The organism is Spirillospora sp. CA-142024, from assembly GCF_050942325.1.
Classification (GTDB): domain Bacteria; phylum Actinomycetota; class Actinomycetes; order Streptosporangiales; family Streptosporangiaceae; genus Spirillospora.
Genome location: NZ_CP192077.1, coordinates 1,596,657 through 1,611,915 on the forward strand (window position 1 = coordinate 1,596,657; position 15,259 = coordinate 1,611,915).

At 68.8% G+C, this 15,259-nt stretch carries 15 protein-coding genes and 1 tRNA gene; 10 read left to right on the top strand and 6 right to left on the bottom strand.

What is annotated here, in order from left to right; all coding sequences use genetic code 11:
• Window positions 1–15: 15 nt before the first annotated feature.
• Window positions 16–1,359 carry a sensor histidine kinase gene (locus tag ACQPZP_RS07825; RefSeq protein ID WP_433476963.1) on the bottom strand — a complete coding sequence of 448 codons (1,344 nt, stop codon included), beginning with the start codon at window positions 1,357–1,359 and terminating at the stop codon, window positions 16–18.
• A 291-nt stretch (window positions 1,360–1,650) separates the two neighbouring features.
• Entirely contained in the window at window positions 1,651–2,226 is a 576-nt protein-coding gene (locus ACQPZP_RS07830; RefSeq protein WP_433476964.1) for a GAF domain-containing protein, read from the bottom strand.
• 229 nt (window positions 2,227–2,455) lie between these two features.
• Between ACQPZP_RS07830 and ACQPZP_RS07835 the strand changes: the two genes are divergently transcribed.
• The 3 genes from ACQPZP_RS07835 to ACQPZP_RS07845 all read left to right on the top strand — a co-directional run bounded on the left by ACQPZP_RS07835 (window position 2,456) and on the right by ACQPZP_RS07845 (window position 6,743).
• On the top strand, window positions 2,456–3,463 hold the full coding sequence (locus ACQPZP_RS07835; RefSeq protein ID WP_433476965.1) for a DUF4331 family protein: 1,008 nt from the start codon (window positions 2,456–2,458) through the stop codon (window positions 3,461–3,463).
• Window positions 3,464–3,522: 59 nt separating this feature from the next.
• On the top strand, window positions 3,523–5,379 hold the full coding sequence (locus ACQPZP_RS07840) for a PucR family transcriptional regulator (protein ID WP_433476966.1): 1,857 nt from the start codon (window positions 3,523–3,525) through the stop codon (window positions 5,377–5,379).
• Window positions 5,380–5,765: 386 nt separating this feature from the next.
• Window positions 5,766–6,743 carry a hypothetical protein gene (locus ACQPZP_RS07845; protein ID WP_433476967.1) on the top strand — a complete coding sequence of 326 codons (978 nt, stop codon included), beginning with the start codon at window positions 5,766–5,768 and terminating at the stop codon, window positions 6,741–6,743.
• Between the two features lie 79 nt (window positions 6,744–6,822).
• Here the strand turns inward: ACQPZP_RS07845 and ACQPZP_RS07850 are convergent, their stop codons facing one another.
• Window positions 6,823–7,329, bottom strand: a complete 507-nt coding sequence (locus ACQPZP_RS07850; protein ID WP_433476968.1) for an RICIN domain-containing protein — start codon at window positions 7,327–7,329, stop codon at window positions 6,823–6,825.
• A 197-nt stretch (window positions 7,330–7,526) separates the two neighbouring features.
• Between ACQPZP_RS07850 and ACQPZP_RS07855 the strand changes: the two genes are divergently transcribed.
• Window positions 7,527–8,573, top strand: a complete 1,047-nt coding sequence (locus ACQPZP_RS07855) for a response regulator transcription factor (protein WP_433476969.1) — start codon at window positions 7,527–7,529, stop codon at window positions 8,571–8,573.
• A gap of 33 nt (window positions 8,574–8,606) precedes the next feature.
• Here the strand turns inward: ACQPZP_RS07855 and ACQPZP_RS07860 are convergent, their stop codons facing one another.
• Window positions 8,607–9,356: a helix-turn-helix domain-containing protein gene (locus ACQPZP_RS07860; protein WP_433476970.1), complete on the bottom strand. Its 750-nt coding sequence runs from the start codon at window positions 9,354–9,356 to the stop codon at window positions 8,607–8,609.
• Between the two features lie 263 nt (window positions 9,357–9,619).
• Between ACQPZP_RS07860 and ACQPZP_RS07865 the strand changes: the two genes are divergently transcribed.
• The 4 genes from ACQPZP_RS07865 (at window position 9,620) to ACQPZP_RS07880 (ending at window position 12,742) form a co-directional block, all read left to right on the top strand.
• On the top strand, window positions 9,620–10,285 hold the full coding sequence (locus ACQPZP_RS07865) for a DUF4097 family beta strand repeat-containing protein (RefSeq protein WP_433475087.1): 666 nt from the start codon (window positions 9,620–9,622) through the stop codon (window positions 10,283–10,285).
• Between the two features lie 40 nt (window positions 10,286–10,325).
• Entirely contained in the window at window positions 10,326–11,354 is a 1,029-nt protein-coding gene (locus ACQPZP_RS07870; protein ID WP_433475086.1) for an ATP-binding cassette domain-containing protein, read from the top strand.
• Window positions 11,354–12,127 carry an ABC transporter permease gene (locus ACQPZP_RS07875; RefSeq protein WP_433475085.1) on the top strand — a complete coding sequence of 258 codons (774 nt, stop codon included), beginning with the start codon at window positions 11,354–11,356 and terminating at the stop codon, window positions 12,125–12,127. The genes ACQPZP_RS07870 and ACQPZP_RS07875 overlap by 1 nt, the downstream gene beginning before the upstream one ends.
• 306 nt (window positions 12,128–12,433) lie before the next feature.
• A complete protein-coding gene (locus ACQPZP_RS07880) occupies window positions 12,434–12,742 on the top strand; it encodes a hypothetical protein (RefSeq protein ID WP_433476971.1) in 309 nt (102 codons plus the stop codon).
• Window positions 12,743–13,048: 306 nt separating this feature from the next.
• Here the strand turns inward: ACQPZP_RS07880 and ACQPZP_RS07885 are convergent.
• Window positions 13,049–13,121: transfer RNA gene (locus ACQPZP_RS07885), tRNA-Arg, on the bottom strand.
• Between the two features lie 128 nt (window positions 13,122–13,249).
• Here ACQPZP_RS07885 and ACQPZP_RS07890 point away from each other — a divergent pair.
• Together ACQPZP_RS07890 and ACQPZP_RS07895 are read left to right on the top strand one after the other, a co-directional pair.
• Entirely contained in the window at window positions 13,250–13,684 is a 435-nt protein-coding gene (locus ACQPZP_RS07890) for a hypothetical protein (RefSeq protein ID WP_433476972.1), read from the top strand.
• Window positions 13,685–13,766: 82 nt separating this feature from the next.
• Entirely contained in the window at window positions 13,767–14,804 is a 1,038-nt protein-coding gene (locus ACQPZP_RS07895; protein ID WP_433476973.1) for a D-alanyl-D-alanine carboxypeptidase family protein, read from the top strand.
• 22 nt (window positions 14,805–14,826) lie between these two features.
• Here ACQPZP_RS07895 and mscL read toward each other — a convergent pair whose 3' ends face one another.
• A complete protein-coding gene (gene mscL, locus ACQPZP_RS07900; RefSeq protein WP_433476974.1) occupies window positions 14,827–15,240 on the bottom strand; it encodes a large conductance mechanosensitive channel protein MscL in 414 nt (137 codons plus the stop codon).
• Window positions 15,241–15,259 lie beyond the last annotated feature (19 nt).

Below are 15,259 nucleotides of genomic sequence, written 5' to 3' on the forward strand. Positions count from 1 at the left end.
ACCGAGTTTCGTGCTCTATGAACCGGCCTCGTCGGTCCTGTCCACCGGGTCCGCTTCCCGACCGCTGGCCATGCCCCGCTTGAACGCGGCCATGAGCCGGTGGTTGTGGCCGATGTCCGCTTCGTCGTCCCGTGGCGTCGGGGCATCGACGAGTTCGGGCGACAGATTCGTCTGTGGGCGGCGTCTTGGCAGATCCGGACGCCGGCCACCATTTGCCGGAGGGGCAGGGTCGTTCCATCCACTCGTCTGCATGGCGGACGTCGCGATCCCTTGGGGCGGCGGGGCCTGGCGGGCGCCGACCCCCTCATGCTCGGGACGCACCGGGCCGCGCATGCGGTCCTGATCGGAAGTGGGGAAGGGCATTGGTTCCCTTGTCCCGCCTGACGGTTGAGACGTCGGCCGGGCGGGTTCGGGCGGCGCCGCAGGTCGTGCACCGCCCGCGGTGCCGACCGGATCGACCAGCTCCTTCGGGATCACGATCACGGCCTGGGTGCCGGCGAACATGTTGGTCTGCAGCCTGACGGTGATCTTGTGCCGGCGCGCGAGGGCCGACACCACCAGCAGCCCGATACGACCGTCACGCACCAGTTCGTCGGCGTCGAATCGCTCCGGGTCGGCGAGCAGGTCGTTCAGCCGGCGCTGGGTCTCCCGCGGGATGCCGAGGCCGCGGTCCTCGATCTCGACCGCCAGGCCGGCCGTCACGGCCTCCACCCGGAGCACGACCTTGGTGTGCGGTGGCGAGTACTTGGTGGCGTTCTCCACGAGCTCGGCGAACAGATGGATGAGGTTCGCCACCGCGCCGCCGTCCACCGTCCCCTCGACGGGCGGCATGATCTTGACCCGGTTGAAGTCCTCGACCTCGGCGACGGCCGAGCGCAGTACCTCGTAGACCGCCACCGGCCTGCTCCACTGGCGTCTGGACGCGGTACCGCCGATCACGGCGAGGCTTTCGGCCTGGCGGCGCAGGCGCGTGCTGAGGTGGTCGACCCTGAAGAGGCCCTTGAGGAGGTCCGGGTCCTCGACCCGGTTCTCCAGTTCGTCGAGTTTCTGAAGCGCGCGATGGGACAGCGTCTGCATGCGCCGGGCGAGGTTGACGAAGACCTCGACCCGCTGCGAGGGGGCCGCCGCGACCCGCACCTCCCTCGGGCCCTGAGCGATCACCGATTCGAGTTCGCTCAGCCGCCGCCGCAGATTCTCGTTGTCGGTAGCCGAACGGCCGAAGAGCTCGTGCTCCCGCCGTGTCGCCCTCTCCGCCGCGACGATGGCGCCGCACACGACGGCCACCGCGCCGGCGGCGGCGAGGACCACTGTCGCCGCGGCCGCCCGGGAGAAGGTCCCGGCGACGACCAGGACCGCCACCGCGGCCCCTCCCAGGCAGGCGATGAGAACCGCCGGGACAACGGAAAGGTACAGGTGGGAAGAATGGAAACCGATCGCGGGGCGCTCGCCGTTCTCGGAATGTCGACGGTGACGACCGTCTCCGGTTCCGGCGGGATGTGCGGGGTACCTGGGAATTTCGGGCATCGATGTCCTTGGTGACGATGGGACCCGTGCGGAAGGTCCCCACTTATGCGTGACCATCGACTCACGGCCGGAAGGCGCATGTCCCGGTCGTCGCAGAAAAGCCTGTGAAACGAACGTGCACCGCTTCTAGGAAGCGGCGCCGGGCGGATATCCGTGCCCGTTCCGCAGATTCGCCCGCTGGTGGATCCGCTCCACGAGTTCGGCGGCTCGGGCCTTGATGAAGGCGACTCCCTGTGCACCCCAATCATGGGGTTCCGTGTCCACGACACAGATCGTGCCCAGCGTCCCGGCCTGGTCGATCAGCGGGGCACCAAGGTAGGCGCGAATCCCGATTTCGTCCACCACCGGGTTGCCGGCGAAGAGGTGATAGTCCATTACCTCGTTCAAAGCCATCGCATGCCCCCGCGTCACCACGTACATGCAGTACCCGTGATCGCACGCCATGGTCCGGAACGGGTCCGCCGCCGGGTCGACGCCACGGTCGAGGGAGGACGGGTACAGCCCGGCGAAGTACTGTCGCTCGGGACCGATGAGGTTGACCATGGCGAACGGGGCGTCCAGCGATTGCGCCAGCTCGCGGGCGAACTCGTCGAACTCGGGATCGGGCTCCTCGCGGAGGTCCAACTCCCGCAGCCGTGCCGCGCGGCGCGGCGCGTCCTCGTCGATGGGGGTCACCAGGCGGAAGGCGTGGGGAAGGGTCATCACAGGCTCCTGCCCGAGGTCGTGTGGCGTGCATGAATGCGCCCGGAGCATAACGCCAAAAGACGCTCTGGATCGTTCCAAGATGGAATGAGAGGGGTGATTCAGCATTTCGAAACCGGATACTCGCCTCGCTGTGCAAAGTGTTTCTAGTGCATCCCCGGCGACGGTCTTACCATCATCCATTGCTTCCTGGAGGAGCGACTTCCCCGACACCCGCGATGGAGCATTAGTGTCCCACCATCTCGATTCGCCACTCGCCCGGCAGGATCCACGTCTGGACATCTCCGACGTGTACGTCTTCCGAGGCGGCACGGGCACTGTCTTCGTGATGAACGTGAATCCGCTGTCCGGCGGTGGAGGTTTTCATCCGGAGGCGCGATACGAGTTCCGAATCGACACCGATGGCGACGCGGTCGAGGACCGCACCTATGTCTTCACCTTCGCGGACCGCGACCCTGATGGCGACCAGGCCTTCGAAGTCCACCGAATCGACGGGGCCGCGGCGCGCTTTCGCGACAGTGCCGGAACGGTCATCGCACAGGGCAGGACCCGGCAGGCGCTCATCGGCACGGGCGGTGCGCGGGTCTGGGCCGGCCCGGCCGCGGATCCGTTCTACATCAATGGCGCCGCCGTCGGAGCCGTCAAGGAGGCGGTCGCGAACGGCACACCAGTCGATTTCGCCGCCGTGGACCACGGTCATGCGACGAACCTGTTCGCCGGCACGAACGTCGGCGCCATGGTCCTGGAGATTCCCGACAGCGCCTTCGACGTCGCCGAGATCGGTTTCTGGGGGACGACGGCGCTTGCGACCGATGCCGGTGGCTGGCGCCAGATCAACCGGTGCGCGACTCCGCTCGTGAACACGATCTTCCACCCGGACGACTCGCAACGGGCCAGCGATTACAACACGACGCACCCGACTGAGGACAGGCTGCTTTACGGCCCGCTCGTGAGCGACGTGGTCACCAAGGTCGTCGCGGCGATGCGCACGAACGACGATCCGCGAGCGCACGCGCAGCAGGTGGTCGACACGATCTTCCCCGACATCCTCCGCTACCGGATCGGAACGCCGGCGAACTTCGGCTTCGCCGCTCGCAACGGGCGCGGGCTCACCGAGCCCACACCGGAGGTGATGTTCGCGCTGGTGCTCAACAAGGCCGTACCACTGGGGATCGACGCCGGCTCCGCCGCGGGCGTCCCCCGCCCTGACTTCCCTTACCTCGCTCCTCCGGTGTAAGACCGGTCCACGCGGGACAGTGTCCTGCGCGGATCAAAACGCGAGGCAGAAGAGGTTTCATGGTGCCCACGCTCAGCGCACTTCTGGAACACCCTGAGCTGGGGTTGCGTCTCCTCACCGGGGAGGCCGCGGGTATGTCGGAGGTCGAGTCGGCGCTTCTCGTCGACGGCGCGGATCTGGCCGTCCGGTCCGACTCGGCTCCCGGCATTCTCCGGCGGGTACTCCCCATCCTGTCGCTGTCCGCCGAGTCGCCGCACGAGGTGCTCGACACCGCCGTGCGAAGACTTGGCGGCATGGGGTCCGCGGGCGTCGTGCTGGCCCCCGCTCTCCCTGACGGCCGGGAACCCGATCTCCCGGCACTGACCACGTCGGCCGAACGTGCCGGCATACCGCTCCTGATGACGCACCTCCCCTCGTCCCAGGCGTGGGCGCGGATCATGACGGTCATCAGAGAGGATCGGGCGCGCGCCATCGACGACTATCGGGAGATGCATCGGGAGGCGATGCGCCCGAACGGTCTTGAGTGCCTTCTGGGCTGGCTGGCACGACGCGTGACCGGAAACGTCGCGCTCCTCGACCGCACGGGCAGGGCACAGTACGCCTTTCCCGAACCTCCCCAGGACGTCCTGGACCAGGCGCAGGGTGAGATCCAACGCGTACTGAGCGGATTGGCCGGGGCGGCCGCGGTGAATCTCGGCTCAGGCGTCGTGAACGTCCAGTCGGTCGGCACGCCGGACAACGTCGGTGTGCTGGTGGTGACGCGCGAGAAACCGTTCTCCCCACCTACGCGCCATTTGATAGCGGACGCCTCCCGGCTGGCCGGGTTGTGCTGGCGCGCGGAGGAGGACGCACGCCGCGGGCAACGGGCGGACCAGGCGGACGGACACACCAGGGAAGCCGTCCTCCACCTGCTCATGACAGGCAATGTCCAGGGCGCCCGTCGCGTGGCCGGCGCGATCGGACCGAGCCTGGCGGACCAGGTCCGTGTCTACGTCATGGAGAGCCCCGCGAAAGCGCGCGGCGAATTGGTCACCCACTGCGAGGAGGCGTCGGAGGGCCGGGCATGGATCGTCAAATGCCCCGTCTACAGGCGACACATCATCGTTCTCGCACCGGCCACAGATGATACTGACGCGATGGAAAAGGCCCTCCAGGGCTGGGCCCGCCCATCGAACGGCATCAGTATCGGCGGCAGCGAGGTCGTCGCGCTCCGCGACGTGGAATCGGCGTACGGGCAGGCGTTTCACGCGCTCGCGTTGGCGCGCGGGGAAGGCACGGGCTACGCGCGTTTCAGCCCGAGCGGAGACCTCGCCGCACTGCTGCGCCCACGCGCCCGCGAATGGGCGGAAGCGACGCTCGAACCGCTGTCCGCCTACCGCCCCAAGCGCAAGCAGGATCCCGATGCACCCGAACTGACCGCGACACTCCGAGCATGGCTGGACTTCAGCGGTGGCGCCGCGCGCCAGTTGAAGATCCACCGCAACACCCTGGTCGCTCGGCTGCGGCACATCGAAGGGCTCCTCGGACGATCACTCCACGACATGGGAACGCAATCAAGCCTTCACCTGGCACTCCGCATCCTGGACGGCCCGGAAGGAGACGGCGACCAGGTGCCCCTTGACGCGCTGCTGGACGATCCCGAGGTCGGGCGCTGGGCCCACTTGCAACTTTCCCCACTCCTGGAGCGAGACCCCAAGCCATACCTGAGAACACTCCGCGTATGGCTGGCCAACAACGCCCGCATCGAACCGACCGCATCGATGCTCGACATCTCGATACCCGGTGCGCGAAAGCGGCTGACCCGTGTCGAAACGATGCTCGGCCGCTCGCTCCTGAACGGCCCCTCAGCCCGCTACGACCTATGGTTCGCCCTGAAAGTCCACGACTCGCAAGCCGCATCGACCACTTCCAAATAACCACCGCGAGCGGCCTGTTGTGTGACGGGACGCGGTCACCGTCGCCGACGCTCCACGTCTCGCCCGCCAGGTGCCCTCCTCCACCCCCCCGAGCCGACCGACCAAGATCATCAGCAACTCGGCATCCTCCGTGCCGGACAGGCCATCGCCCCGCGGCTACACCGGCTCGCCGTGTGGCCGCCTCCGGCACGTCGGACGGGGCGTCGACCAGGTACCCGGCGGGCGGCGTGACCGGCACCGGTGCCTCAACCCCGCGATCCTGAATCACGGTTATGTGTATTCGGCACCCTGGATATGACGCCTTGTGTGGAATGGAGGGTATGGAACGTTCCGTTCACTTTGTCGGTAGTCTGCCGCCGGATCTGTCCACCGGCCCCCGTCAGGCCATGGAGTGGGTCCTCGATCATGCCCGCGGCCACCGGCTGATCTCCCTGCCCTGCGATCTCGACCCGAACTGGGTCATCGCCTACCTGCGGGACCTCGGCGAGCGGGAGGCGTTCGAGATCAAGCGGCCCGGCGAGTACGCCGACTACGACGACATGCGCACCCACGGCGTTCGGCGCGGCCGGCGGTTGCGGCCCGATGACGTGTCGATGCGCCGAACCGAGCGGTTGCGCGAGATCGTGGACGAGTTCCGTGCGCTGCGCGCCGAGCGTCCAGAACTCGCCGACGTCCGTCTGCAGATCAGCCTCCCCAGCCCGCTCGACCTGGCGATCTTCGTGTTCGCCGGCCGGCCGTGGTCGTCCCTGCGGTACCTGCCGGTGTTCGCTCAGGCCGTCGTGGACGAGGTGGCGGACCTGGCGGCCTTCGCCGGACCGGACGTCGTCTGGCAGCTTGAGACACCGTCCGTGCTGATCGGCATGGACATGGCCGGGCGGGTGCCCGGAGGCCCGGCCGTGGCCGCGCGGCTCATGGCCGCCCAGGTCGCGGGCCTGATCGCGCGCTTCCCCGACGACGCTCAAGTGATCTTGCATCTGTGCTACGGCAACTACCGCAACACGGAGATGTTCGCGCCCCGCGACCTCGGCGCGGCCGTCCGACACCTCAACCTCCTCGCGGACGCGCTGCGGCGCCGCGGCAGGCGCCTGCCGCCGGTGCACCTCCCTGCGGCCTACGGCGCGCACCCCGCGCCGCGTACCGAGGCGTTCTACCGGCCGCTGAGCCGGCTCGCCCCGGAGTGGCAGGTCATCGCGGGGATCGCGGCGGCGGCCGACCCGGCGGGCGGCGTCGAGAGCCTGCGGCTGTTCGAGGCCGCCGCGGGCCGCGAGGCATACGCGGTGGCCACGGCCTGCGGCCTCGGACGGCACACCGCCGACGAGGCCGAAGAGGCGGTCAAGGCGATGACCGCCGCCGCCGGCGCCTAGCAGGGGGAGAGACCGCCAACGCTGCCGCCGAGCGGTTCGCCTCGCCTTCGAGGCGAACCGTTCGGCGTGAGGTCGTCGGTCAGGACAGTTCCCACGTCTGCTCGACGTGGCCGACGCACTCCCAGTTCACTACGGCGCCCCCGCCGGCGAAGTTGGCGGCGACGATGGTGAGGCAGTGGCCGTTGACCCCGCTGACCAGCCTGTCTCCCTCGAAGTGCCACTGCTGCGCACTTGAGGCGTTGCACTCGTAGAGGTTGATGGCGGCGCCGTTGCCCCCGTTCCCGCCCCGGACGTCCAGGCACTTGTCGCCGGGGAGATCGCTCTTGATCCTTCCCTTGTCGTCGAAGGTCCACCGCTGGTTGCTGCCGCCGTGGCAGTTCCACACCGTGACCAGGGCGCCGTTGCCGGAGTTGCCGTCGGCGACTTCGAGGCACAGGTCGCCGGCCGTCCGGGGCTTGATCAGCACGCCGGCGAGCCGCTGGGATTCCGGACGCGGCGCGGGCGCCGCCGAAGCCGAGGGGAAGGCCCACAGCCCGCCGAGCATGGCGATGGCCGGCAGCAGCACCAGCATCGAGGATCTGCGCATCTTGCTCTCCAATCCAGTCCTGGGTCATCCGCCGAACCGGCGGTGATCCGCGCTGTCAGCCTCAACGGTCGCCCGGGCGGTGGGCGCGAAGGTATCCCCAGCTCTTGGGGGTTGTCGTGGCCACGAAGCCGTGGCACGGCGGTGAGTGATGGCACTATGTGCCCGCTGGGCTGCGTTGCGTCGCCGATACTGGCCGGGTGGGCACTGGAGAGAGCGCATCCGGCGTCGCGGTGGTCGGGGCCGCGGCGGAGGTCGGCTCCACCGCGGAGCTGGGCACGGTGATCTCACGCTGGATCAGGACTCTGATACCGCACGAGGGGTACATGCTCGCCGCGGTGGACCCGGTCACCGGCGTCGGGTCCTTCCTGGCAAGAGAGCACGGCTACAGCCCGGCGGCGGCCCGCCGGCTGACCCTGGGCGACCGGCTGGACGGCGATCACCCCTTTCCCTTCGAGCGGTTGGTGGAGGGTTCGTGCCGGGTGGGCGTCCTCAACACCGACGCTCCGGGTCTGCGCCGCAACGCCGCGATGCGCTCCGTGATGGCCGACCAGGGCGTCGGCAGCGAGTTGCGCGTCGCGCTGGTCGAGGCGGGAACCGCATGGGGCGGACTGGTCCTGCTCCGCCCTCGGGGAGCCCGGCCGTTCTCGGTGGCCGAGGCGGCCCGCGCTCAGCGGCTCGGCCGGGACGTCGTCGCCGCGATGAGACGCCATGCGACGGGAGCACCGCCAGAGCCCAGCCGGCTCGGCCGACCACCGGGCGTGCTCGTCGTCGGAGCCGATGAGGTGGTCGTGGCGGCCACACCATCGGCGCGCGAGTGGATCGGCGAGTTGGAGACCTTGCCCGCCCACGCACTCGCCGCGCCGCACATGCCGATGGAAAGCACCATCTGGAACCTGACCCAGGCCGCGCGCCGCTCGGACACGCCCGCGCTCACCCGCGTCCCCACCCGGCGCGGATGGATCGTCTTGCGCGCCCAGCCGATGACCGGCGAGAAAGAGGGCGCGGTGGCCGTGACGATCCAGGCGGCCACCGGCACCGAACTGCTGCCCGCGATGGCGCTCTGGCACGGCCTGACCCTCAGGGAACGCGCGGTCATCGACCACGTCCTTGAGGGGCAGGCCACCAAACAGATCGCCCGGCGTCTGGGAATGTCGCCCCACACCGTCAACGACCACTTCAAATCGATCTACCGCAAGCTCGGTGTGTCCGCCCGAGAGGAGCTGATCGCCAGACTCCTCGGCTGATTCGCTTGCATGGTCTGGCCGTCGGGATGGCTCCTATCCGCGATCTGAACTCGGATCGGCGGTGCCGGCCTGGGGCGTTTCGGTGTTGAGGATCTCGCGGGCCTGCTCCGCGGCGCGGAGGAGCCCTTCGGTGACGAAGTCGAGGAAGCGGGCGGCGTTTTCGAGGCGGGTGGCGGCCGGGGTGCCGGCGCCCAGAACGGCGACGCCCTGGCGCGCGGTCTGGACGAACTGGTCGTTGTCGCGGGCGCTGCGGATCATCGACTTGTACCAAAGGTCGTCGTCGACGACGTAACGCTCGCGGCGGCCTTCGGCGCTCTCCCGGCGGACGAGGTCCAGCCCTTCCAGGAACGCGATCGCCTTGGAGACGGACGCCGGGCTGACCCGGAGGCGCTGGGCGAGTTCGGATGCGGTGAGGCTGCCGGTGTCGGTGGTGTAGAGGCAGGCCATCACCCGGGCCATCATCGTGGGCAGGCCTGAGGTCATGAGGACGGTGGTGAGGGTCTCTTCGTATTCCTGCACGGCCTTGGCGTCGCGTCCATATGGGAGGGAGACCGGTTCCGCCCCTCGGGGCGCGGCCTGCCTGCGCCGTTGGGTGCGGCGCTCGGTGGCGCGGTGGGCCAGGTCGGCGCGGTAGGCGGTGGGGCCGCCGTTGCGCATGACCTCACGCGTGATCGTCGAGGTCGGGCGGTCAAGGCGCCTGGCGATCTCGGCGTAGGCCAGGCCGTCGGCGAGCCCTGCCGCGATCTGCTGGCGCTCCTGCTGGGTGAGCCTGCCTCCCGGCATCACGACCCCCTCCTCATGCCCACGGGCGCCCCATGGTGCTGCTCGGTGTCCCCTGACGCCCTCAACCATAGCGTTCACCTGCAATGTATTGCAACGGAAGATGGTCTCGTTGTTGCGTTAAACGGCAGGCCGTTGCAATGATTCTGATGCGTTCACCTGCATAGATAGAGTTCTAGAGCAAAGATCTCGTTGTGGGAATCGTGAAAGCAACGTAGCGTTCACGTTGTCAGAAACAACGAGCCGCAAGTGCAAGGAGAACCACGATGAACACCTTCGCCACCCCCGCCCCGATCTCCGCCGTCCTGGACATCCCCGCCGGGCGCGTCCAGGTCATCGCCGCCGACCGGACCGACACCGCGGTCGAGGTCCTGCCCGCCAACGCCTCCAAGAGCCGCGATGTGAAGGCGGCCGAGCAGACCACGGTCGACTACGCCGACGGCGTCCTGCGGATCGCGGCCCCGGTGGGGAAGAACCAGGCCTTCGGCCCGTCGGGGTCCGTCGAGGTGACGGTCAAGCTGCCCGCCGGTTCCCGGGTCGAGGCCAAGACGGGGGCCGCCGAACTGCGGGCCGTCGGCCGCCTCGGCGAGGTCGCCTTCGACGGCGCGTACCGCCAGATCAAGATCGACGAGGCCGCGAGCGTCCGTCTCACCGCGACCGACGGCGACGTCGAGGTCGGCCGGCTGCGCGGCCCCGCGGAGATCAGCACCGCACGGGGCGACATCCGCATCGCCGAGGCCATGGGCGGCACGGTGGTGCTGCGCACCCAGTCCGGCGATATCTCGGTCGCCGCCGCCACCGGAGTCTCCGCCTCCCTGGACGCCGGCACCAGCTACGGCCGCATCACCAACAGCTTGAAGAACGACGGCGCCGCTCAGCTGGACATCCGCGCCACCACCTCCCAGGGCGACATCACCGCCCGCAGCCTCTGACCAGCAGGCCCTGCCCCCAGCCCCCCGAGGAGCATCCATCATGACGAACCTGGCCATCGCGGCGAACGGACTGCGCAAGTCCTACCGCGACAAGAACGGCGAAAAGGTCGTGCTCGACGGCATCGACCTGGCCGTCCCCGAAGGCACCGTCTTCTCCCTGCTCGGCCCCAACGGCGCCGGCAAGACCACCACCGTGCAGATCCTGTCCACGCTGATCCGCCCGGACGGCGGCACCGTCCAGGTCGCGGGGTTCGATCTGGCCCGGCAGGCCGATGATGTGCGCGGCGCGATCGGTGTCACCGGGCAGTACTCGGCCGTCGACAAGCTGCTCACCGGCGAGGAGAACCTGCTGCTGATGGCCGACCTTCGGCACTTGTCTCGCCGAGACGGTAAGCGCAGGGCGGCCGAACTGCTGGAGCGGTTCGACCTGGTGGAGGCGGCCGGCAAGACCGCCTCCACCTACTCCGGCGGCATGCAGCGCCGCCTGGACCTGGCGATGACCCTGGTCGGCGACCCCCGCCTGATCTTCCTGGACGAGCCCACCACCGGCCTGGACCCGCGCAGCCGCCGCTCCATGTACCAGATCATCCGCGACCTGGTCGCCGACGGCGTCACCATCTTCCTGACCACCCAATACCTGGAAGAAGCCGACGAACTCGCCGACCACATCGCCCTGCTGGACCACGGCACGCTGATCGCCCAAGGCACCCCCGAAGAACTCAAACGCCTCATCCCCGGCGGCCACATATCACTGCGGTTCACCGACGACGACTCGCTCAAGACCGCCCTCGACACACTCGGCCAGGGCTTCGTGGACCCCTCCGACGACGACCGGCTCACCCTGCAGATCCCCTCCGACGGCGGCGTCGCCTCACTGCGCGAACTCCTCGCCCGGCTGGACACCGCCGACATCGAACCGGCCGACCTGAGCATCCACACCCCCGACCTCGACGACGTCTTCCTCACCCTCACCGGCCAGCACACCGGCCAGCACACCGACCAGCACACCGACCAGCACACCGACCAGCACACCGGCCAGCACACCGACCAGAACGCCGAGGCCCTCTGATGAGCACCCTCACCCTCGCCGCACGCGACTCCTCCACCATGGTCCGGCGCCAGCTCAAACGCCTGATCCGCTACCCCTCCATGACCATCCAGCTGGTCATCACACCCGTCATCCTGCTGCTGCTGTTCGTCTACGTCTTCGGCGGCACCCTGGGCGCCGGCCTGGGCGGCGGCCGCGGCACCTACGTCAACTACGTCCTGCCCGGCATCCTGCTCATGGCCGTGGCCACAGCCGCCACCGGAACCGCCGTCATGGTCGCCACCGACATGACCGAAGGCATCATCGCCCGCTTCCGCACCATGCGGATCTCCCGCGCCTCGGTCCTGACCGGCCACGTCGTCGGCGCCGTGATCCAGCAACTGCTCGGCATCGCCGTCCTGACCGGTGTCGCCCTGGCCATCGGGTTCCGCCCCAACGCCACCGCCGTCGAATGGCTCGCCGCCGCCGGCCTGCTCACCCTGTTCGCCCTGGCCATCACCTGGCTCGCGGTCGCCCTCGGCCTCAAGGCCCAGACCCCCGAGTCCGCCAGCAACGCCCCCATGCCCCTGATCCTGCTGCCCTTCCTGGGCAGCGGCTTCGTCCCCACCGACTCCATGCCCACCGTGCTGCGCTGGTTCGCCGAATACCAGCCCTTCACCCCGATCATGCAGACCATCCGCGGCCTCCTGCTCGGCAACCCCATCGACAACAACGCCGCAATCGCCACCGCCTGGTGCACCGGCATCGCCATCGTGTCCTACCTGTGGGCCAAGAACACCTTCAACAAGGCCTGACCATGCGCCGGCCGAACAGGGCCGTCAGACCAACAAGTCTGACGGCCCTGAGCCTTTCCCGGTCCCGGGTCCACCGCGCCGTCGAACCGCCGCCCGATCGCCGGCGGTCCGTCGGAGGGCGCTTATCCGGCCTCACGCCATTCTGCGGGAGGCCGGTCGGCGGTGGTCTTGATCGCCGCCTCTGAATGCGAGCCCACCCATGTTGCATGTTGACTCCGGCGCCGTACGGTCTTGGTCAGGCCCCACCACGAAGGGGGGCCTCTGCATATGCAGTCCGGAACAAAAGCCCCGAAAGGTGTGATCACTATGATGATCTCGACCGACCGCCGCTACCCCGCGACCCTCCGTCCCGAGGCCCACATCCTCGGATTCGGCACTGCCCGAGTTGACTTCACCCTGGTGCGCTCCACCCTGGTGGAGTACACGGTGGAGCAGATTCTCGTGCTGGACCCCGCCACGATGCGGTCCAGCGTGCTGGAGTTCACCACGGTGCACGTCACCACGGTGGAGTTCGCCGCGATGCGGATCACCATGCACGGCCTGAGCCGCACCGTGATGGAGCGCACCAGCGTGGAGAGCAGCGTGCTGGTCTCCGTGGTGGAGTGGCGACTGTGACGACGCCCTAGGCTCTCGGGCCTGCGCGTTGTCATTGTTGAGATGATCAAGAAGAAGGCGCCCGGAGGGCGACCGACTTCTTCGGCCCCGGCATGAAGCCGGAGGTCGACCGCTACGACTCATCGGCCAGGCGCGTCAGTCGCGCTGGGCCGATTTCCAATTGGAGCGTGCCGTCCAGTCTTGGTGCGCTTTTTGACGAAGTGGTCCTTCTCTTCCGGAGAAGGACCACTTTTATCTGGACGTCCTACGCCAGGCGCTGCCCGGTGTTGGTGCCGACCAGTGCCCTGTTCGCACTGGTGGTAGGGGCGCCCCCGGCAGGATTCGAACCTGCGACACCCGCTTTAGGAGAGCGGTGCTCTATCCCCTGAGCTACGGAGGCTTGTCTCGCTTGCGGCTAGAGCGTAGCGGACGGCTCCTACAGAGTAGGGGAAGGGGAGCGGTGGGCGCTCCTTGTTATGGGCTCGGGCCCTAGGCCCCGCGGGGCCGGTGTGGGTACGCTTCGGTGGCGTGACCGGACGGCATCGCGAGCAGTCGAGTGACAGGGTTGCCGAGGACGAGTTGGACGAGGGCACGTCTCGCGGCAAGCGGATCGCGGTCGTGGCGGTGGCTTTCACGGTGCCCGTCCTGCTGGCGTCGGTGATCGCGGTCGGGCTGCGGGAGGAGCCCGCCCAGGAGCGGCCGGAGACGGCGGGAACGCCGCAGCGGATCGTGACCCCGGAAGGGGAGCCGACGTTCGGTAGATACGTGCCGCCCGAGACGGAGCCGCAGGCCGCGACCAAGGCGCCGGACCGGCCCCCGCGGCCGGTGGTCACGCCGCGGAGGACGACGCCCGCTCCGTCGCCGTCGCCGTCGGCGCGGGTGCGGCGGCCGTGCCCGGCGGGGTGGGACGACGTCTGGTGGATGCGGCAGTGGTGTGAAGGGCAACGTCACCGTGGCCGCTGAACCCGTTACGCACAGGTCATCGTAGAACCTGTAGTAGCGTTCTGCCGCTGTTCCGCTTTTGGGCATCAGGAGGAATACCACCGTGCCGAACCCCCGGTCGGCGGCGCTGACCGCGGTCTTCCTGGTGATGACGACGCTCTCACCGCTCGGCGCCGCGAACGCGGCGGCGGGGGCCGACTCGCTCGAGTCGCTGCGCCGCGAGGCCTCGAAGGCGCGCACCGAGCTGGAGAAGGCCACGAAGCAGATGGAGGGCCGGCAGAAGGACCTCGCCGCCTCGCAGGTCAAGCTGCGCGGCACGCTGAAGGATCTCGCCGGAGCCGAGGCGGAGCTGAACCGTATCCGGCAGCCGCTGGCCAGGCTCGCGAACACCTCCTACCAGCAGAGTGGCGCGACCGGGTCCATGGCGATCTTCGGCGGCGGCGACCCGAGCCAGGCGCTGCGGTCGACGGCGGACGTGACGCTGATCGCCAGGTCGCAGAAGGCTCTTGTGGACCGTGCCGACGAGCTGCAGGACCGGCGGCAGCGGCTCGCGTCCACCGTGCAGGAGCTGCAGTCGAAGAACGCGGTCGAGCAGACCCGCCTCCAGCAGGAGGTGGACGGGTTGAAGACCCGGTCGGCGCAGCTGACCAAGCAGCTCAACGCGATGCTCGACAAGCTCGCCGTGACCCGGCAGAAACGGCTCGAACTCGGCTGCGACAAGAGCCTCGCGGCGGACGCCAAGAAGTTCCCCAACGGGCTCATCCCGTCGAAGTACCTCTGCGACCTGCCGCAGAAGGGGGGGCACAAGCTGCGCGCGGACGCGGCGCTCGCCTTCTACAAGCTGAACGCCGCGTACAAGCGCAACTTCGGCCGCGACATGTGCGTGACGGACGCGTACCGGAGCCTGTCCGAGCAGCACGCGGTCTATGCCCAGCGCCCCGGGTTCGCGGCCGTCCCGGGGACGAGCAACCACGGCAAGGGGCAGGCCCTCGACCTGTGCGGCGGCGTGCAGAGCTCGGGTTCCGTCCAGTTCAACTGGATGGAGGCCCACGCCGGGAAGTACGGATGGATCCACCCATCGTGGGCCTACAGCAACCCGTTCGAGCCCTGGCACTGGGAGTTCGGGACGGAGAACGAGTGAGCAGGGCCGTCCGCCGCGGGGTCTAGGAGGGGATCTCGGTGGCGGGGACGAGGTCCGCGGTGCAGTAGCGGCAGCGGCTCGCCTTCACCGGGATCTCGCTGAGGCACTGCGGGCATTCGCGCTCGGTGGCCTCCTTGCCGCGGTCCATCCGCTCGATCAGTTTGGCCGTCGGAAGCACGACCAGGAAGTAGACGATCACGGCGGTGATGACGAACGCGATCGCCGACGTCACGAAGACCCCGTACGGGAACTTCGTGCCGTTGATCGTGACGGCCAGGTCGGTGTAGTCGGGCTTGCCGCCGATCAGCGCGATCAGCGGGGTGATGAAGGAGGTCGCGAAGTCCTTCACGAGGCTGGCGAACGCGGCTCCGACGACGAACGCCACCGCGAGGTCGACCAGGTTCCCGCGGAAGAGGAACTTCTTGAATCCACCCATTGCCGACTCCAGGGATTGT